Raw genomic sequence first — 19,273 nt, 5'->3', positions numbered from 1 at the left:
AACGCAGCTGACAGTATTCTACTTTACAGATTACGATTCTTTACCTTGCCCTATTCCAAAAGAACAAGCTGATTTTCTGAGAACAGGAATTTGTCTCCTTGTTTGCTAAGTGATTGCATGAGCCTCTATAATACGTATAGGTACATGATCTATATGAAAAAAGCTGAAGCACAGATGGAGGAAGATGAATAGGAATGGGTATTGCAGGAACCTTTATTTTTATGATCGTGATCGGTGCTGCCATTGGAGCGGTGACCAATCATTTAGCAATTCAAATGCTGTTTAGGCCGTATAAAGCGTACTATTTGTTTGGGAAACGAGTTCCTTTTACGCCCGGGCTGATCCCGAGACGGCGGGATGAGCTTGCAAAACAAATGGGACTGGTGGTGGTCAATCATCTCTTGACCCCTGAGGGCATTAAAAAGCGGCTCGTCTCTGATGCCGCTAAAACGAAGGCTCTTCAAGTGGGGGAACAGCTGATTCAAAAGCTGTCACTTTCTGAGGTGACAGTCAAAGAGGCGCTTGAAAAAGCCGGGGTGAAGCGTCCTGATGAAGCGGCAGATGCATGGATCAGCAGCTGGACGGATGATAAGCTGCACGAGCTTTTCCGCCGATACGGGAATCAATCGTTAAAAGAGCTGGTGCCTTTAGAGGCGCAGGAAAAGCTTGAAGAAAAGATTCCGATGATTTCAGAATATATATTGTCACGGAGTGTCCGTTATTTTGAAAGTGATGAAGGGAAAATGCGTCTCGGCAATATGATTGATGACTTTTTAAAAGAGCGCGGCATGCTTGGGAGCATGGTGCAAATGTTTCTCGGCAATTCAAGCTTGGCGGATCGCGTGCTGCCGGAACTGCTAAAATTTTTGCGGAATGAGGAAACAAATAAATTGCTTTCTGATCTCTTAAAAAACGAATGGGGCAAGCTGAGGGAGTATACGTTTAATGAAGCAGACGAAAAATGGAATGCAAGGGCGCTTATTTTCAGTTTGAAACGAAGCGTGCTGCAAGCATTTTCGACTGCCCCTTTCTTCGACAATACGATTGGGACGCTTACCGTTCGTTATGAATCTGAGCTGACCCAGCACATGCTGCCGGCACTGTTAGACAAATTGCTTGAAGGGGTTTCGGCCAACCTTGAAAGTGTCTTTAAACGGTTGCGTCTTGAGGAAATCGTCAAGGAGCAGGTGGATCAGTTCCCGGTGGAGCGTCTTGAAGAAATGGTGCTGTCCATTTCAAAAAAAGAATTTAAAATGATTACCTATTTGGGAGGCCTTCTTGGCGGAATGATAGGCGCGGTTCAAGCACTGTTTGTCATCCTATTTTAAGAAGAAATGGTCTTTGATTAATGAAAGGAGCTCCATAGTCTGTTATAGTGGAGTGGTATGTCAAACGGCAATGATGAAAGGAGCTATTTACAATGGCTGTTAATTTTTATGATGTAGCGTATGATCTGGAAAATGCATTACGCGGGAGCGAAGAGTTTACCCGTTTAAAAAACCTTTACGACGAAGTGAACGCAGATGAATCAGCGAAGCGCATGTTTGAAAACTTCCGTGATGTGCAGCTTAGACTGCAGCAAAAACAAATGGCAGGGGAAGAAATTACACAAGAAGAAGTGACACAAGCTCAAAAAACAGTTGCGCTTGTACAGCAGCACGAAAAAATTTCTCAGCTGATGGAAGCGGAGCAGCGCATGAGCATGCTGATCGGTGAATTGAACAAAATCATTATGAAGCCTTTAGAAGAGCTTTACGGCAGTGTTGAAGGCTAATCAGTAAATCCCTTCTTGGAAAAGAAGGGATTTTTTATTCATCAGACAACTTGGAAATCCAATGAATCTTTTACCTCTCCATTGATAATCACTGATAATGTATGGATTCCTTTGTAATGCTTTCTGGTAGTCAGATCTTTGAAGGATTGGATTCTTGTGTATGACTTCGTTTCGTTTTTTCTTATATTTGTTTCTGTTATGTTAAATACTTTCTGATGACGCTGGCCTCTTGCTTTTACAAAATCAATTGCGTATTCAATTCTTACTTTTTGATCCCTGTCTGAATGAATATAGAAAGAAAATTCAAGGCTTTCGCCAATAGCTATCCGACTGGGCTGACATGTTAAATCATGTAGATGTATCGAATCAGCATTTCCATAACCAAAAAGCGCTAAGGCCTGTTTATCACCCTTTTTTAATAAGGTACGATAGGCGTGTTTGATAATCCAATCTGTATGGGGATGTGTTCCGTACCATTGATCTGCGACTTTTTGCAGCAAATGAGGATGCGTTTTTGATATATCATTAAGATTGTTGGCCACGCTTTTCCTTACATATAAGGACTCGTCCTGCATCAGCTTCTCAAGGATCGGCAATACGGGCGTAGGGTCCGATTTCAAAGCCGGTATCGATTTTCCCCATGGCAGGCGGGGCCTGCTTCCTTCGCTCGCAAGTCTTCTCACGTGTTCATTTTCATGCTCAGACCATGTATGCAATTGTGCAATCATTTTTTCTTGGTCTAACAGCAAAAAAGGCCTTACAGCGAATTCTGAGGTCGAATATTGTGTAAAGTATTCCAATGCCTTTATTGATTCTTCCCAATGCGCCAACCCGTACTGCTCCACATAATCAGGGAATAAAATTCCGCTGAGTCCTTTAAAATGAGGAGCTGTCTCCCGTAAAATGGCCAGAGCTTCAACGTATTGTTTTGGCAAAGTTTCGTATAAGGAAACTGTAATACGGCGCATCCGCTCTTTTAAAGTGAGTTCAGGCCAGATTTCGAGCTGCAACGTATCCTTGAATTGGTCTTTGTTAAAGTCAGGATAGGATGACCTTACATGATGGATCAAACGAGTTAACAGTTCTTCATTAAATATTTCTTTTAAATCAGCCATATCAACACCGCTCTTTCGTTTAGTATTTATATTGTATGGGAATGTAAGTTCTAAATCAAATGGTGAATCCCAATAATTAACAACGAGTCCTACCAGGGATATACAAAAGCTGATTACTTTTTTTAGTTAAAAAAACCCTTGTCATCGGTAAGGAAAACTGAGATAATAGCATTGAAAGCGCCTACACTTACCTATTTCAAATGGATACGGTCGCATATCATGCCGTTATATTGAGGGGATAAGCAACAGAGAGTAAGTGTTCGGAGCGCATCATTGGTCAAACAAGGGGTTCCTGATACATGATTTTTCGTAAATCGAAATAACGATATTAGGGAGAATGGCTGCTTCGATCGTATCCTATCAACAAGCCATACATAAAGTCTGCTGAGCCAGGCTTTTTTTGCTTTAAGAAAAGGTTGTTCTAAACACAGAGACAGGGTCATATCCTATACACAAGTACAGTCATCAAGGAGGGGGACATCTCTGTGTCAAAACAATTGCTTGCCTTAAATATAGATGGAGCGCTGCTTCGGTCGAACGGGAAGATTCATCAGGCAACGAAAGACGCCATTGAATATGTAAAGAAAAAAGGGATTTACGTCACACTCGTGACCAACCGCCACTTTCGTTCAGCACAGAAAATAGCGAAATCGCTAAAGCTTGATGCCAAGCTGATCACCCATAGCGGGGCATATATCGCTGAGAAAATAGACGCCCCGTATTTTGAAAAAAGAATTTCTGATGATCATACCTTTAACATTGTTCAAGTATTGGAGAGCTACCAATGCAATATTCGGCTTCTTCACGAAAAGTATTCCATCGGAAACAAGAAGAAGGTCAATTCGAATTTATTGGGGAAAGCACTTATTCATCCGTCTGACCCGATCTTTTATCCAGTCCAGTTCGTGGAATCATTAAGCGATCTCCTCATGGATGAGCCAGTGAGCGCACCCGTCATCGAGGTGTACACGGAGCACGACATTCAGCATGACATTACAGAAACGATTACAAAAGCTTTCCCTGCGGTTGATGTGATTCGCGTGAACGATGAGAAGCTGAATATCGTTCCGAAAGGCGTCTCGAAGGAAGCGGGTCTGGCCCTTGTCGCTTCAGAACTGGGCCTGAATATGGAGGATGTCGTGGCCATTGGGCATCAGTATGACGATCTGCCGATGATCGAACTTGCCGGTCTTGGGGTAGCGATGGGGAATGCCGTGCCGGAACTGAAGAGAAAGGCAGACTGGGTCACAAGGTCCAATGACGAGCAAGGTGTCGCTTACATGATGAAGGAATATTTCCGAATGCAGCAGCGAAAAGGGTTTCTTGATAAGTTCCACATGAAACGTGTGTAAAAAAGCCGCTCGCGCCCTAATAGGTGCGGCGGCTTTTTTGCCTGATTGATTTTAGCGGTTTATTTCTGTACACTAAAGAAAGTTTTGAATCTGATAAATTAGGTGATGAAGTTGCAAATAAAAATAGAAGGCATACATGATGACCGCTTGCATCGGCCTCTGCAAAATATTGCAAATTTGTTTTATGAAGAGTGCGAGCTTGTGTATGGCGGAGACGAGCCCGCAGATGTTGTCATTTCTTTAGCGTTCTCACAAACGAATGAGCATGTGACGGTTTCGGGAGAAGTAAAGGGAACGGGCATAAAGGAGCAGCATACAAAATCCTTTTCTCCCGGCTTGAATGAAAAAGAAGCTTTTAAGCAAGTGAAAAACACAATGTCTTATGTGTATCTCAATCTTCTTCAGGCGCACACGGGCATCACGCAGAAGTGGGGAATCCTCACAGGAATCCGGCCCACAAAGTTGCTTCATAAAAAGCTGCAAAGCGGAATGCCCAAGGAGCAAGCGCATGCTGAATTGAAAAAAGACTATTTAATTCACGATGAAAAAATCAAGCTCATGCAGGAAATTGTTGACCGTCAGCTGGCGGCAGTTCCGGATTTGTACCGCGTAAAGGATGAAGTCAGCATTTATATCGGCATTCCGTTCTGCCCGACAAAATGTGCGTATTGCACATTCCCTGCGTACGCCATTCAAGGACAGGCGGGCAGAGTCGGCTCATTCTTATGGGGGCTGCATTACGAAATGCAGAAAATCGGTGAATGGCTGAAGGAGCATGATGTTAAGGTGACAACCATTTACTTTGGCGGCGGAACGCCGACAAGCATTACAGCGGAAGAAATGGATCTGCTGTATGAAGAAATGGTCCGCTCCTTCCCGGATGTGAAAAACATTCGCGAGATTACGGTGGAGGCCGGCCGCCCTGACACGATCACAGAAGAAAAACTTGCCGTTTTAAACAAATATGACATTGACCGGATCAGCATCAATCCGCAATCCTATGAAAACGAAACGCTAAAGGCGATCGGGAGGCACCATACGGTTGAAGAGACCATTGAGAAATATCATCTGTCACGCGAGCACGGCATGAATAATATCAACATGGACTTGATTATCGGTTTACCTGGGGAAGGCGTGAAGGAGTTTAGGCACAGTCTTTCAGAAACGGAAAAGCTGATGCCGGAATCCCTGACCGTTCATACCCTTTCTTTTAAACGGGCGTCAGAAATGACGAGAAACAAGCATAAGTACAAAGTCGCCGGCAGGGAAGAGGTTTCTCAAATGATGGAAGACGCGGTAGCTTGGACGAAAGAGCATGGGTACGTGCCCTATTATTTATACCGCCAGAAAAACATTCTTGGAAACCTTGAAAACGTCGGATACTCTTTGCCTGGGCAAGAAAGCATCTACAACATTATGATTATGGAAGAGGTGCAGACGATTATCGGCATCGGCTGCGGAGCTGCCAGTAAATTTATTGATCGGGATACAGGGAAAATCACACATTTTGCGAATCCGAAAGATCCGAAATCGTATAATGAGCGCTTCGAGCACTACACGGACGAAAAAATCAAATATTTAGAGCAGATGTTTGAGAAAACGACAAAGCAGCACTGATCACAGTGCTGCTTTTTTTATCCCTGTTTTTTTGCGGGCTGAACATCAGGCTTCCATTTAAATACCTTGTTCAGCAAGCGGTAAATCCGTTTTGATTCCTTTGTTACAAGCGGTCCCAAAATCGCTAGAATGAGGACATATAATGCGGCAAACGGCTTTAATGTGGCTGACAGTCCGCCGGCTATTCCGAGATTCGCAACGATAATCGAAAATTCTCCCCGTGATACGATCGTAAGCCCGATATTGGATGAAGCCTTATGAGAAAGCCCTGCGCGTCGTCCTGCGACCATTCCGGCGATAAAGTTTCCCACAATGGTCAAAATCACTGCACCTAACGCAAGCCAAACCGCTTCACCGAGCGAAAACGGATCAATGCTGAGGCCGAAGCTGAAAAAGAACATCGCACCGAAGAAGTCGCGGAACGGAATGACAAGGTGCTCAATCCTATCGGAATGCTCTGTTTCTGAAAAGACCAAACCGAGCAGCAGCGCGCCGATGGCTTCCGCTACATGGATCGTCTCTGAAAATCCGGCGATAAAAAAGAGCGCTGCGAAAATGACAATAATAAACACTTCATTTGAGCGAATGTCCAACAGTTTATTCAACAGCGGCGGGAGTTTTCTGGCTGCGATAAAAAACAGCAGCATATAACCGAAGGCGATCAAAATGGACAAGAGCGCACTCCCTACGGATGTCGCATCACCTAGCACAAGGCCGGAAACAACCGACAGATATACGGCAAGGAAAATATCTTCAAACATAATGATGCCGAGAATCAGTTCGGTCTCGGGATTGGCGGTTCTTTTTAAATCAACGAGCACTTTTGCGACAATCGCACTTGACGAGATTGTGATGACGCCTGCGAGGACGAGGACTTCCAGAAAGGAAAACCCGGTGATAAACCCGTAAAGCAGCCCGAGGGTGAAGTTAATCAAGATATAAATCGTTCCGCCGACCGCAATTGATTTTCCTGATTTGATTAATTTCCCGACGGAGAATTCGATCCCGAGATAGAAGAGGAGGAACAGTACGCCCATTCGCCCGAAAAACTCAATGATTTCACTGCTTTCAATAAATGTAAGATCAATAATTCCCATTTTCGGCGCGTGCGGCCCAACCAGCATGCCCAGCACAATCAGAAATGGAATAATTGAAAATTTAATTTTGTTGGCGATCACACTGGCGATTGCGACAAGCACAAGTGCAGTTCCGACTTCAAATACAAGATGGTCCATCGGCGCTCACACGCCCTCTCCAGAAAGAAAATCGTGAATCAGTTTCTTCAGATGCTTTCTCTCACCTGAGAGGACAAGGGTGTCATTTTCTTCAATAATCGAATCGGCTCCGGGATTTAGGAGCTTTTCCTGATTGTGTTTGATGATGGCAATCACAGTGACATCGTAGTTCTGGCGGACATCAAGCTCTCCGAGTGTGCGCCCGATCGATTTGGCGCCTTTTTCGACCTTAAACCATTCAATAATAAGATCGCTGAAGGCCATTTCGATGGACTCCAGAGCTTGCGGTTTATAGACCATGCCTCCGAGAATAGCTGCAATTTGCCTTGCCTCAGAATCATCCAATGAAATATTTGAAAGGAGCTCATCCGGGTCTCGGTCATTAAACCGGTAAATTTCCCTTCTTCCGTCATCATGAATGATTATCGTCATTTTTTCGCGGTTTCTCGTTTCGATTTCAAACTTTTTGCCGATGCCCGGCAGATCGTTTTCTTTAATATTCAATGAAAATCCCTCCGAATGTCGTGTTGGCAAGATGGGGTGAGTTACAAATAAAACTTGAGCAAATTATATTCGGAGGTAATTAGACTGGTATTTGACAGGGGCGGCAAAAGCTTTTTCCAGCCTGTTTATCAGCGGTTCGTCAAGGGGCTTGACAGAGAGCTGCCTGATAGAGTGCGACAGCGGGCTGTACGCGTTGATCAGCTCAGCAGGGTGCACGCTGCCCGGCGACGGTGTTTTTGCCGATTGTGTTTCCTGCGGATATGAAGACATAGGCACATAGCTGTCAGAGCTTGCTTCAAGCTGGGAAGGCAGAACCACGTCCGAAGGGGGAAAGTACACCATAAATAAACTTAACAGAAAACTGATCAGCAATTTATCCATGTTTCTTTCCTCCTTTCCCATCAAGATATCCCTTCTTTTTCACTATATAAAACTTTATGTGTTCATTCAAACAATATGCATTTTTCAGTATCTATTGACCTTGAAAAATATGAAGGTTTATTTGGGGATGACGGGGAATGTATAGGAGAAAGAAAAAAGAAAGCGTATACATGGAGGTGCTTCATATGGAGTTTATTCAATATGAATGTGATGGGGCTGTTGCGGAGATTATCCTGAATCGCCCTGATGCCCATCACGCCCTGAATGAACAGATGCTGGCTGAATTGAAGGAGGCAGTCGAAATGGCGGCTGCAAGCGAGGCGCTCATTGTTCTCCTGAGAGGAAGCGGGAAAGGCTTTTCCGCCGGCGGTGATATCAGGATGATGACGTCAGAGCATGAACCTGATCAATTTAAACGACTGATGGATACGATTGAGGCTGTCACCCTGAAGTTATACCAGATGAAGAAAGTGACAATTGCAGCCATTCACGGTGCTGCTGCGGGGCTGGGCCTGAGTTTGGCGCTTTGTGCGGACATTGTGCTCGCTGAAAAAAACGCCGTTCTCGCGATGAATTTTATTGGCATTGGGCTTGTTCCGGACGGCGGCGGACATTATTTGCTGAAGAAAAGAATCGGCGAAGCAAAAGCGAAAAAGCTGATTTGGAGCGGGAAAAAACTATCTTCCTCTGAAGCTGCCGATATGGGGCTTCTAGATGGAACATTTACCGGAGATCCTGCCGAAGGTGCAAGACCCATTATCGAAACCCTGTTGGCTTCACCTCTTTTGGCGATGATCGAAACGAAAGGCATCTTTCAAAGCCTCCATCTTGAAGAACTGAAAAAGGTGCTTTCTCTTGAGCGCAGCGCCCAAGAGAAAATGAGAATGACCAAGGATCATCAAGAAGGAATCCGTGCCTTTTTAGAGAAACGGGAACCGAAGTTTCAAGCGTAACAGATCAGCCGGAAAGCTGATCATCTGTGAAACAAAATCAGCTTTCCGGCTGCATTGACTAAACGATGAGTATGACTGTGAAGCTCTTTTTCTTTTAAGATAACTTCACCATGCGTTTTAGCCGCTTCTTCATTTTCCGCCTCGAATCGCTCGTTTACCAGAGTGTTCCCCGAAGGATCAAAAACGGTTAGGAAATAATCAGCCATCAGGTTTCTCCTCCATTTTTCATGATTTATCAGTCTTTCTTCATTTATATTCTAACCAGGAAATGAAAATCCTCTATTATGTTTCATCCAAAATTAGTATATAATGGGTCAGGGAAGGAGGAGATTCGGTGCTTACAATTGATCACGTAACGAAGACATTCGGAGATTACAAAGCTGTTGACGGATTGGACTTAGATATTCCGGAACAGCAAATGTTCGGTTTGTTAGGCGCAAACGGAGCGGGAAAAACGACGACGTTTCGCATGATCCTAGGATTATTAAGCATTACGGAGGGCTCAATCAGCTGGAAGGGCCGTCCTGTGAATTATCATATCAGCAACAAAATCGGTTATTTGCCGGAAGAACGGGGTCTTTATCCGAAAATGAAGGTAAAGGATCAGCTTGTCTATCTCGCCAGATTAAAAGGGATGGAGAAGCGGGAGGCTGTAAAAGAGCTTGGGACATGGCTTGAACGCTTCAATATTACAGATTACGAGAATAAGAAGGTGGAAGAGCTTTCAAAGGGGAATCAGCAGAAAATCCAATTCATTTCGGCAGTTTTGCATAAGCCGGAGCTGCTGATTCTTGATGAACCTTTCAGCGGCCTGGACCCTGTCAATGTTGAGCTGTTAAAAGAGGCTGTGATCTCGCTGAAAAACAGCGGCGTTTCTATTTTATTTTCAAGCCATCGGATGGAACATGTGGAGGAGCTCTGTGAGAACCTTTGCATATTGCAGAAAGGAAGACCGGTCGTGCAAGGCAAGCTGAAGGAGATAAAGCGCTCCTTCGGTAAAAAGAATGTTACCATTCACTCCGATGACGATCTGCGCTTTTTGCAGTCTCATGAGGGTATTCTTCAATGGAAGGAAACGGCCGACGGCGTCAAGCTGCAGATCGCCAATGAAGACATCTCTCAAGAGATTTTTGCGATGCTTCAGGGAAAAGGATTTATCAGAAAATTTGAGCTTGAAGAGCCGTCACTGCATGATATTTTTATAGAAAAGGTGGGGGCCGTCTATGAATAAATTTTGGATCATGCTCTCTCATACATACAAAAATAAGATTATGGCAAAATCCTTTATTATTTCGACTGTCATCACGGTGCTGCTTGTTTTAGCTGTAACGAATCTGGAGTCGATCATTTCTTTGTTTCAAGGTGACGATGCGAAAGAAAAAATCGCTGTTATTGATGAAACAAACGAATTATATCCTATTTTTTCAAAGCAGCTGAAAGCGGTGGATACAGACGGCGATCTTGAGGTGAAGCTGTCGAAGCAATCGGAGGATGAGGTCACAAAGCAAGTCAAAGATGAAGCGTTCGATGGCATGCTCATCATCAAACGAGATGAAAAAGGGACCATTTCAGGAACATATAAAGCATTAACGATTTCTGATGAAAGCACGTATCAAACGCTGCAGCAGGCGTTGACCCAAACCAAAACGGCTGTCGGAACGGCGGAGCTCGGCGTGTCGCAGGAAACGATCAGCAGCCTTTATGCGCCCGTTACTGTGGGGCAGAAGGCGTTGAAAGAAGGAGCGAAGTCTGAGGAAGAGCTTGGCCAGACGGTAGGGCTTGTTTACATTATGCTGTTTGTCATTTATTTTTCAGTGATTATGTATGCCAGCATGATTGCGATGGAGGTCGCAACTGAAAAATCTTCGCGGGTCATGGAAATCCTAATCTCAAGCATGCCGCCGATCCAGCAAATGTTTGCAAAGCTGCTCGGTATCGGGCTTGTAGGGATCACACAGCTTGCTATCATTATCGGAGCCGGCTCTCTGTCTCTTAAGCTGAACCAAAAGAGCGAAACGGCATCATCTGTCGGCGGATTCCTTAATCTGACTGACGTATCAGCAACGACTGTCATCTATGCTGTCATTTTCTTTTTGCTCGGATACTTTTTATACGCGACACTCGCCGCGTTTCTCGGCAGCGTTGTCAGCAGGATAGAAGACGTGCAGCAAACGATCACGCCGATGACGCTTTTGGTTGTCGCGGGTTTTATGATCGCGATGTTCGGATTGAATGCGCCTGACGCAGGATTTATTACGGTAACTTCGTTTATTCCGTTCTTTACGCCAATGATTATGTTCTTGCGCGTCGGCATGCTTGATATTCCAATCTGGCAGGCGGCAGCCGGAATCGGAATCACACTGCTCACCATTGTCATACTGGCCGTTATCGGCGCCAGAATTTATAAAGGCGGTGTATTGATTTACAGCAATTCAAGCGCGTTCAAAGCGATCAAACAAGCGCTTCGTTTAGCGAAAAACTGATTGGAAAACAGCCTGGGGATTCTCAGGCTGTTTCTTTATTGACAGAACGTGCATTCGCAAGAATTCGGTGCTAAAATAAGGGTACTTCATCCTGGAAAGGAGCAGAATGTTGACTGATCTAACCTTTATTCATGCGGCAGATCTTCATCTTGACAGCCCGTTTTACGGAATATCGCAGTTGCCGGAGCCGATTTTTGCGCGGATTAAAGAAAGCACGTTTGCAAGCGTGAGACATATAATAAACGCCGCAATGAGAGAACACGTTGATTTCATTTTGCTGGCGGGGGATCTGTTTGACGAAGCCAACCGAAGCTTAAAGGCCCAGCTCTTTTTGAAAAAGCAGTTTGAAAGACTCAGAGAGTGCGGAATTTCGGTGTACGTCATCTTTGGGAATCACGATCATCTTGGCGGGGATTGGACGCCGATTGAATGGCCTGAGAATGTCCATATTTTTTCGTCCGCTGTTCCAGAAGAAAAATCGTTTTTTAAAGAAGGCAGGCGCATAGCGAGCATTTATGGCTTCAGCTATCAGGCCAGAGCCGTGACGGAAAACCAAGCCGCCCGCTATCGGAGATCAACTGACGCACCGTTTCATATCGGTATGCTCCACGGCACGCTGTCTGGATCTGAAGGACACGATCCGTATTGCCCGTTTACACATGATGACCTCGTGAAAAGCGGGATGGATTATTGGGCGCTTGGCCATATACATAAACGCCAGGTTCTATCTGCCGAGCACCCGGCAGTCATTTACCCGGGAAACACGCAAGCACGCCATATGAAGGAGACGGGAGAAAAAGGCTATTATCTCGTTGATGTGACAAACGGAGAAATATCTTATGAATTTCAGAGAGCGCATGATGTCCTGTGGGAAAAAGCAGCGGTAGATGTGACGGAGGCAAAGAATATGACCGTTCTCTTCCAAATGGTGGAGGACACGTTTTCGAAGCTGCGAAAAAAGGGGAGCCCTGTTTGTGTAAGGCTTGTTTTACAAGGAACTGCGCCAGAATGGCTGCTGAAGGCGCCAAAAGGCACCTTGGAAGAGTTTCTTGAGACGCTTCAGGAGCAAGAAGCGGAGGAGGAACGGTTCGTTTGGCCTCTTGCATTGGATGATGAGACAGAAAACGAAGCTAACGTAACAAATCTTGATCCTTTTTTTGGCGGTTTATTTGAAGACATAGATCGCAGCGATTTGTCTGACGTGCTGGAAGGGCTTGAGCGGCATCCAATGTATAGAAGGCATGCATACCGGTTTAGCCAAGAGGAAGTAAAGGAAATAAAAGAACAGGCACAAATTTTATTGAAAAAGCAGCTTAAGGTGCTTGAACCATGAGGCGGTGACAGCTTTGCGAATTATATCTTTACACATCTACCAATATGGGAAATTTTCCAATCGAACCTTTCATTTTTCCGCCTCTCCTGTCCAAGTTATCTACGGATTAAATGAGGCAGGAAAAACGACGATGATGTCATTTATTGAAAGCATGCTGTTCGGTTTTCCGAAAACGAAAAAATATGAACCGAAATCAGGCGGTGTCTACGGTGGTATTCTTGAAGCTGAACATCCTGAGTATGGGGTGCTGAAGATCGAACGGACGAAAGGGACTGCCGAAAAGTTAAGAGTGTATACAGAAAAGGGCGAAGTAAAGAATGGAGATGTGTTAAAGCGACTGTTCCAGGGCACAGACAGGTCGTTGTACAAAGCCATTTATTCGTTTGATGTATTCGGGTTGCAGGAAATTCATGCTTTTAACCGGGACAAGATAGGGGAATTTTTGCTATTCTCCAGCTTGTTTGGAGCTGAAGCCGTATCAAAGCTTGATTCAAGGCTGACGAAGGAAAGCGAAAGGCTCTATAAACCAAACGGGCGAAACCCTCAATTGAATCAGGAGCTGGAAACGCTTAAGCAGCTGGCAGTGAAGCTAAAACAGGCTGAAGCAGAGGAAGCGGGCTATCATCAGCTTCTTGAGGAAAAACGAACGTTTGAAGCCCGCCTTGCAGCCGCGGAAACCGAATTGAAAGAGACGGCGGAGCATATCCGAATGATAGAGGGAGCGATTGAGCGAAAGCCGCTGTTGAATGAAAAAGCGACACTCGAACAGGTGATTGCGGAATTTCCGGAACATGCAGGACAATTTCCGGCTGACGCACTGCACCAGCTGGAAAAATATGAATCCCACCTTCACCCGAAATCCGCACAGCTTGAGGCGCTTCGGGTGAAGATGGCGGAGCTGGACAAACAGAGGCAAAAGCTTACCCCAGATAAAGAATTATTGGCGAAAGAAACGCTGATACAAGAGCTTTCGGCATCATTTCATGTGTACCAATCATGGGGAGAACAGCTGGCCGCCATTCAGGCACAGCTGCGCCAGTCGTCTGCACAGACAGCGGCAGGTCTCGAACAGCTCAATAAAACAGATGAAAATGAGCTCCTGAATATGAACACGTCATATGATTATGAATGGCAGCTTCAGCAAGCGGTGCAGCAATATGTACAGGCAAGAGACAGAAAACGGCAGCTTGACGAGACGTTTGAACTTGCCCGGCAAGAGCTGGAAGACGCAGAAAAAGCCGTTCATGCCGCTTCGTCCGCCATTCTTGAAGACAGCCAAAGAAAAGATAAAGAAGCGGCACTTAGCGCATATGATGAAACACAAGGGCAGCACCAAGAGCAAGTACTGCTGAGAGAGCAGCTAACGTTTTTTGAAAGACAGCAGGCTAAACAGAGAAAGGCTGTCATTGCAGCTGGTATGTTCTTCATCGTTCTCTTTTTTCTGCTGCAGCAAGTGATTCCCGCCATCAGTATCGGCGCTGCACTTATTGTGTATTGGCTTGTATCAGGAAAAAAAACGTCTTCTCGAAACAGCCGGGAGACAATACAGCCAATGACGGATATTTCACCAGCAGAAGCTGAAAAGCTGAGAGAAGCGTTATGGGAGGACGACCGCAATAAACAGCATCTTCTCACGCAGCGAGCAGCGCTTCAGCAAAAAGAGGCGGCGTATGAAAGGGTCATCCAGCAGTTTGAACAGTGGGAAGCCGATATGGCCCCCTCCTTAACACAGGTCGAGCGTTTTATGAATGAGCTCAGATTTAACGAAGATCCATCGTTTTTGCTTGATGCATACAGCTTAATGAAGGATGTCAAAAAAGAAGTGAGGAAAAAGCATGAGCTGACTATTGAAGCAGGCAGGCTGAAAAAGCACCGGAGAACATTCGAAGAACGCATCAGCATGCTGCATCCTCATAGTCAGGACATCTCCATCTCGGACGCCCTTCACACATTGCGGAAAAACATTGAGCGTGAAAAAGAAATTGAGAAGCAAAAAAAGGAAATTGAAACAGATATTCATTATACAAAGGAACAGATGCTTGAGCTTGAGCAAGAAATACAGTATTTTCACGTACAGATCGAACAGTTATTTGCCGCGGCTGCTGCAAAAGACAGAGATGCGTTTTTTGCCACAGCCGACATCAGCAGGCAATTGAAGGATACGGAGAACAAGCTTTATCACGTAAACGCACAGCTTCAAGGCGGGTACCCAGAGGAACTTGAACTGGCGGATTCCAATACGCTTTCTGAATTGAAAAACAAGCAAGTCATCGAGAATGAAAGAAAAGAGCGGCTGACTGAGGAGATCGAGCAGCTCCGCAGCCAAATCGCACTGCTCTTAGTCAAACAGGAACAATTAGAGGCTTCGGGATTGGTGTCAGATCTCAAGCTTCAAACCGAAATGCAAAAAGAACGTGTGAAAGAAACGGCTAAAAAATGGGCCTCCATACAAATGGTCAAACAGGTGATCAAAAACAAATTGGAGCGGCATAAAAAAATCGAGCTTCCGCGCCTTCTGGAGACAGCAGGAGAATTCTTCCACCCCCTGACTGACGGAAGCTACCAAACCATTTATTTCTCCGAAACGGATGATTCGATCATGGTTATGCATCGCGATGGAACTGTCTATCATGCGGAAGAGCTGTCACAAGGGACGTGTGAACAGCTGTATACAGCGATCCGATTTGCTCTGGCTGTTACGCGCCAGGATGGGTCAAAGCTTCCGTTTCAGCTTGACGACAGCTTTGTTCATTTTGATCAGGCAAGGCTGAAACGTGTATTACATGTTCTGTATGATTTAACCGAAGACGGAAGGCAGATTTTGTATTTTACATGCCATGACCATGTGAAGGATGCATTTCATAGCAGCCAAACTATCCATTTGGTGTCATAAAAGAGGTTCTATAGCTGAAAATCGGTATGTGATATACTGGTATTATGTAAGATACGGAGGGAGCTTTAATAGAATGGCTAAAGGGATTATGCTACATGAGGTTGGCGAACAGGTGGACCAGTATCTATTGATTAAATCCTCGACGAAAGGGATTGCAAGCAATGGAAAACCGTTTTTGACGCTGATGCTGCAAGACCAGTCAGGCGATATTGAAGCAAAGCTGTGGGATGCCAAGCAAAGTGATGAAGTGACCTATGCGCCGCAGACGATTGTCAAGGTTGTCGGCGATGTTCACCATTACCGCGGACGCACCCAGCTGAAGCTAAGAAATATCAGACCAGTAAGCGAAAATGAAAACGTCAATATTGATGATTTTCTAGAAACTGCACCGATTCCGAAAAATGAAATGATGGATACCATCACTCAATATATATTTGAAATGAAAAATCCGAATATACAGCGAATCACAAGGTTTTTAGTGAAAAAACATGAAGCTGAATTTATGGATTATCCGGCGGCTACGAAAAACCACCACGAGTTTGTCTCAGGTTTGGCGTATCATGTTGTCTCTATGCTGAACCTGGCAAAAGCAATAGCAGATTTATATCCGTCTCTTGATCGTGATCTGCTTTATGCCGGTGTTATTCTGCATGATCTTGGAAAAGTGAAGGAGCTGTCCGGCCCTGTTTCCACTTCATACACGGTTGAAGGCAATTTGCTCGGCCATATTTCGATTATGGTGACAGAGCTTTCAAAAGCGGCTGAGGAGCTTCAAATCGATTCTGAAGAGGTGTTAATTCTTCAGCACTTGATTTTGAGTCACCATGGTAAAGCGGAATGGGGCAGTCCGAAACCGCCGATGGTGAAAGAAGCGGAAATTCTTCACTATATAGACAACCTGGATGCAAAAATGAATATGATGGACAGAGCGCTTGAGCGAGTGAAGCCGGGCGAGTATACTGAACGTGTATTTGCGCTGGAAAACCGTTCCTTTTATAAACCGACATTTCATAAATAACTTAAAAAGGACTGATGCTGACATATTCAGCTCAGTCCTTTTTGATGCGTCTTTCCCGCACATAACTCGTCTCATTCCTGCATATGGTTAAGAATAAAGAATCTATGCAAAAGGGGGAGGAGCCCGTGTTATTTTTTCCATGGTGGGTGTATCTTTGTATTGTAGGCATCATTTTCAGCGCATATAAACTTGTGGCGGTAGCCAAAGAGGAAGAAAAAGTAGACCAGGCTTTTATTGAAAAAGAAGGGCAGATTTATATGGAGAGGATGGAAAAGGAGCGAGAACGCCGCAGTTCTCAGCAGCATGAAGAAGAAAATCAAAACCATTCCATCGCATAAAAAAAGCTGTGCGGCTCAATGAGCCTGCACAGCTTTTTTATTACTTAGAACTGCTTGAAGATGAAGAAGTGCTGTTGCTTGTTGAAGATGTATTAAATGTGTCTTTCAGATCTTTATCTTTTACTTCGATGTCAGCCTTCTTCATGACTTTTTGAACAGCTTCCTGAACGGCATTGCTGTCATTTAGTTTTTGTTCAAGCACTTCAGATTTCAGTTCTTTTTTCATATCATCGTATTTGCCGCGTTCTTCGGTCTTTTTGATGATATGATAGCCGTATTGCGTTTTGACAGGATCACTGACTTCACCTGTTTTTAATTTGAATGCAACTTTGCTGAAATCAGCTATCATACCGTCTTTTGCGAACCAGCCAAGATCTCCGCCTTTTGAAGCAGAGCTGTCTGTTGAGTATTCTTTCGCAAGATCTTCAAACTTCTCGCCTTTTTTCAGCTTTTTCTCTACTTCTTCAGCTGTCTTTTTATCAGCGACAAGGATGTGGCTTGCACGGATTTTGCCTTTTAAGCCTTCCCAGTACTCTTTGATATCGGCGTCTGTTACTTTGATGTTATCTTTAGCCGCTTTTTCTGTAAGTAACTCCATTTTAACAGTTTCCTCAAGAAAATCTTTACCATATTGTTTTTCAATTGTTGAATATTGGTCCCCGAGTTGTGTTTTGTATTCCTTCAGTTTATTTTCTATTTCTTTATCAGTTACCTTGTACTTTTTGTCTAATACTTTTTCCTGTGCAAGCTGTGTGAGAGCACTTGCTCCAGCAGTTTTTTTCATGTAAGTGTAAAGCTCGCCTTTAGTTACATCGCCTGCGTCTGTTTTTGCGATGACTTCTTTGTCGCCGCTGCTGCAAGCACTGAGAGCGAGGATGCTTGTAGCAGTGATAGCTGCTATTGCGATTTTTTTCATGGTTTTCAAACACTCCTAATCATTCCAAATTAAATTACCTATGCGTATCATAACATATTGTGGCTTTCTGTAAAAAGATTTTAAATAAAGGGCATTCGTCTAGTCAAACTTTTGCTGATGGCATACTTATATATTGATCAAGAAAAGGAGGTATGTAACATGAGCGGAGGATACTCTAACGGGTTCGCGTTGCTTGTAGTACTGTTCATTTTGCTTATCATCGTAGGTGCAGCTTACATCTACTAAGCAGCCCGGGGATCGCTTGCAACATAAGCGATCCTTTATTTTCACTAGCGCCTAATCGTTTCAAACATGAATTGCATAACATGTAATTGGTAAATAAAGTTTTTTACAGGAGGTGCTTTTTAAGATGGGTGAAGTTTTTGCAGGCGGATTCGCTTTATTGGTTGTGTTATTTATTTTATTGATTATCATCGGCGCTTCTTGGCTGTACTAATCAACATAAAAAAGCATAGCTGCCCAATCGCAGCTATGCTTTCTTTCGTTTTTACACTGTAAAGGAGATCTCCACAAACGAAGAGATCAGTAAAATTAATATAGATACATTAATAAATCGGAATACCTTATCTTGCCGCTCTTCAGGAATCTCTCTGACAAGGCATAATGTATTGGTGAGCCTGTTTATGAAATATAAAATAAACACGGCAGCCACGATAAAATAGAATAAAATGATGGGAGATTCCCCCTCTCTCTGAACTGTCCCATATTACATTACCAAATATTTATTAAAAAAGATAGAATGCAAATTGAAAAATCGCTGCCAGCACCAGGGGTGGCTACTTTTCAACAAGAATATCCAAGCCGTCTGCTTCCTGATCAATATAAGCGGTTTTCGGCGCTTTTATCAGCTTGAGAGCCAGCAGGAAGTCAGGCAGACAGTAGCCGGCGTGAATGCCCGAGATCATGCAGAAATAATGAGCGTGATTCGGAAACGCCAGTGCGGCGTAAAACAATACCGGTGTAATCAGCAAGAACGGGCTTACCAGTGAAATCAGCATTGTTGTTTTTGGTATTCGTTTCCATGTGCGCATGCGCAATATGTAAAACTTTTTTTCTATTTTTCTTTTTTTGCAGATGATTGGCAGGACATGGATGACTTTATGTACAAATAAAATAACGACGAGCAAACCGCCGAATAAAGGTACATATTCATCGCTTAAGCTTGTGCCAGGCCGCAGCAGCTCAAAAGCTAAAAAGGTAGAGATAAAAACCAAAATCATAAAACATACAGCAGTTAATATTATGCGAACGGCGCCATAATCCTTCATGAGATTTATGGTCTTCCAGCAATTCATCAAAGTCATCCTTCCATACATCTTGAGTAGAATCTCAAAATAATT

Annotated in this window: 21 protein-coding genes; 13 read left to right on the top strand and 8 right to left on the bottom strand. The window is 44.2% G+C overall.

Going from position 1 to position 19,273, the window contains the following annotated elements; translation table 11 throughout:
* The first annotated feature begins 194 nt into the window (after positions 1-194).
* Both BFW96_RS07670 and BFW96_RS07665 read left to right on the top strand, forming a co-directional pair.
* Complete coding sequence (locus BFW96_RS07670) at positions 195-1,328, top strand: DUF445 domain-containing protein (RefSeq protein ID WP_069149291.1); 1,134 nt, start codon at positions 195-197, stop codon at positions 1,326-1,328.
* A 92-nt stretch (positions 1,329-1,420) separates the two neighbouring features.
* The gene (locus BFW96_RS07665) at positions 1,421-1,774 is read left to right on the top strand and encodes a YlbF/YmcA family competence regulator (RefSeq protein ID WP_003224239.1); all 354 of its coding nucleotides are present in this window, start codon (positions 1,421-1,423) and stop codon (positions 1,772-1,774) included.
* A 41-nt stretch (positions 1,775-1,815) separates the two neighbouring features.
* Here the strand turns inward: BFW96_RS07665 and BFW96_RS07660 are convergent, their stop codons facing one another.
* Complete coding sequence (locus tag BFW96_RS07660) at positions 1,816-2,889, bottom strand: DNA alkylation repair protein (RefSeq protein WP_069839103.1); 1,074 nt, start codon at positions 2,887-2,889, stop codon at positions 1,816-1,818.
* 485 nt (positions 2,890-3,374) lie between these two features.
* On the opposite strand from BFW96_RS07660, the gene BFW96_RS07655 reads away from it, so the two are divergent.
* On the top strand, positions 3,375-4,241 hold the full coding sequence (locus tag BFW96_RS07655; RefSeq protein WP_069839102.1) for a Cof-type HAD-IIB family hydrolase: 867 nt from the start codon (positions 3,375-3,377) through the stop codon (positions 4,239-4,241).
* A gap of 111 nt (positions 4,242-4,352) precedes the next feature.
* The gene (locus BFW96_RS07650) at positions 4,353-5,858 is read left to right on the top strand and encodes a coproporphyrinogen III oxidase (protein ID WP_069839101.1); all 1,506 of its coding nucleotides are present in this window, start codon (positions 4,353-4,355) and stop codon (positions 5,856-5,858) included.
* Positions 5,859-5,875: 17 nt separating this feature from the next.
* On the opposite strand, the gene khtU is transcribed toward BFW96_RS07650, so the two are convergent.
* From khtU to BFW96_RS07635, 3 genes are all read right to left on the bottom strand, one after another.
* On the bottom strand, positions 5,876-7,093 hold the full coding sequence (khtU, locus tag BFW96_RS07645) for a K(+)/H(+) antiporter subunit KhtU (RefSeq protein ID WP_069839100.1): 1,218 nt from the start codon (positions 7,091-7,093) through the stop codon (positions 5,876-5,878).
* Positions 7,094-7,099: 6 nt separating this feature from the next.
* Positions 7,100-7,597, bottom strand: a complete 498-nt coding sequence (khtT, locus tag BFW96_RS07640) for a K(+)/H(+) antiporter subunit KhtT (protein WP_014663386.1) — start codon at positions 7,595-7,597, stop codon at positions 7,100-7,102.
* A 63-nt stretch (positions 7,598-7,660) separates the two neighbouring features.
* Positions 7,661-7,999 carry a hypothetical protein gene (locus BFW96_RS07635; RefSeq protein ID WP_014663387.1) on the bottom strand — a complete coding sequence of 113 codons (339 nt, stop codon included), beginning with the start codon at positions 7,997-7,999 and terminating at the stop codon, positions 7,661-7,663.
* Between the two features lie 164 nt (positions 8,000-8,163).
* Here BFW96_RS07635 and BFW96_RS07630 point away from each other — a divergent pair, with 164 nt between their 5' ends.
* A complete protein-coding gene (locus BFW96_RS07630) occupies positions 8,164-8,931 on the top strand; it encodes an enoyl-CoA hydratase (protein WP_069839099.1) in 768 nt (255 codons plus the stop codon).
* Positions 8,932-8,951: 20 nt separating this feature from the next.
* On the opposite strand, the gene BFW96_RS07625 is transcribed toward BFW96_RS07630, so the two are convergent.
* A complete protein-coding gene (locus BFW96_RS07625) occupies positions 8,952-9,137 on the bottom strand; it encodes a YhzD family protein (RefSeq protein WP_014663389.1) in 186 nt (61 codons plus the stop codon).
* A gap of 128 nt (positions 9,138-9,265) precedes the next feature.
* On the opposite strand from BFW96_RS07625, the gene BFW96_RS07620 reads away from it, so the two are divergent.
* From BFW96_RS07620 to yhaL, 6 genes are all read left to right on the top strand, one after another.
* A complete protein-coding gene (locus BFW96_RS07620) occupies positions 9,266-10,162 on the top strand; it encodes an ABC transporter ATP-binding protein (RefSeq protein ID WP_040083572.1) in 897 nt (298 codons plus the stop codon).
* The gene (locus BFW96_RS07615) at positions 10,155-11,414 is read left to right on the top strand and encodes an ABC transporter permease (RefSeq protein WP_069839098.1); all 1,260 of its coding nucleotides are present in this window, start codon (positions 10,155-10,157) and stop codon (positions 11,412-11,414) included. The genes BFW96_RS07620 and BFW96_RS07615 overlap by 8 nt, the downstream gene beginning before the upstream one ends.
* 106 nt (positions 11,415-11,520) lie before the next feature.
* Positions 11,521-12,747 (top strand): metallophosphoesterase family protein, encoded by a 1,227-nt coding sequence (locus BFW96_RS07610; protein WP_069839097.1) that lies wholly within the window; start codon positions 11,521-11,523, stop codon positions 12,745-12,747.
* A gap of 4 nt (positions 12,748-12,751) precedes the next feature.
* Positions 12,752-15,640: a DNA repair/recombination ATPase SbcE gene (gene sbcE / locus BFW96_RS07605; RefSeq protein WP_083252845.1), complete on the top strand. Its 2,889-nt coding sequence runs from the start codon at positions 12,752-12,754 to the stop codon at positions 15,638-15,640.
* 73 nt (positions 15,641-15,713) lie between these two features.
* Entirely contained in the window at positions 15,714-16,658 is a 945-nt protein-coding gene (gene yhaM / locus BFW96_RS07600) for a 3'-5' exoribonuclease YhaM (protein WP_014663394.1), read from the top strand.
* A gap of 125 nt (positions 16,659-16,783) precedes the next feature.
* On the top strand, positions 16,784-16,996 hold the full coding sequence (gene yhaL / locus BFW96_RS07595; RefSeq protein ID WP_069839096.1) for a sporulation protein YhaL: 213 nt from the start codon (positions 16,784-16,786) through the stop codon (positions 16,994-16,996).
* Between the two features lie 40 nt (positions 16,997-17,036).
* Here yhaL and BFW96_RS07590 read toward each other — a convergent pair whose 3' ends face one another.
* On the bottom strand, positions 17,037-17,912 hold the full coding sequence (locus BFW96_RS07590; RefSeq protein ID WP_069839095.1) for a peptidylprolyl isomerase: 876 nt from the start codon (positions 17,910-17,912) through the stop codon (positions 17,037-17,039).
* Positions 17,913-18,071: 159 nt separating this feature from the next.
* Here BFW96_RS07590 and yhzE1 point away from each other — a divergent pair, with 159 nt between their 5' ends.
* The gene (yhzE1, locus tag BFW96_RS20975; RefSeq protein ID WP_003327753.1) at positions 18,072-18,158 is read left to right on the top strand and encodes a sporulation protein YhzE1; all 87 of its coding nucleotides are present in this window, start codon (positions 18,072-18,074) and stop codon (positions 18,156-18,158) included.
* A gap of 124 nt (positions 18,159-18,282) precedes the next feature.
* Positions 18,283-18,369 carry a sporulation protein YhzE2 gene (yhzE2, locus tag BFW96_RS07585; RefSeq protein ID WP_003155248.1) on the top strand — a complete coding sequence of 29 codons (87 nt, stop codon included), beginning with the start codon at positions 18,283-18,285 and terminating at the stop codon, positions 18,367-18,369.
* Between the two features lie 51 nt (positions 18,370-18,420).
* On the opposite strand, the gene BFW96_RS20970 is transcribed toward yhzE2, so the two are convergent.
* Both BFW96_RS20970 and BFW96_RS07580 read right to left on the bottom strand, forming a co-directional pair.
* On the bottom strand, positions 18,421-18,603 hold the full coding sequence (locus BFW96_RS20970; RefSeq protein ID WP_024571667.1) for a hypothetical protein: 183 nt from the start codon (positions 18,601-18,603) through the stop codon (positions 18,421-18,423).
* 106 nt (positions 18,604-18,709) lie between these two features.
* Complete coding sequence (locus BFW96_RS07580) at positions 18,710-19,228, bottom strand: DUF3267 domain-containing protein (protein WP_069839094.1); 519 nt, start codon at positions 19,226-19,228, stop codon at positions 18,710-18,712.
* Positions 19,229-19,273 lie beyond the last annotated feature (45 nt).

It is taken from the genome of Bacillus sp. F56, assembly GCF_001748205.1.
Classification (GTDB): Bacteria; Bacillota; Bacilli; order Bacillales; family Bacillaceae; genus Bacillus; species Bacillus stercoris.
Note: the sequence above shows the minus strand (reverse complement) of the source record. Positions and strands in the feature narration are given on the sequence as shown.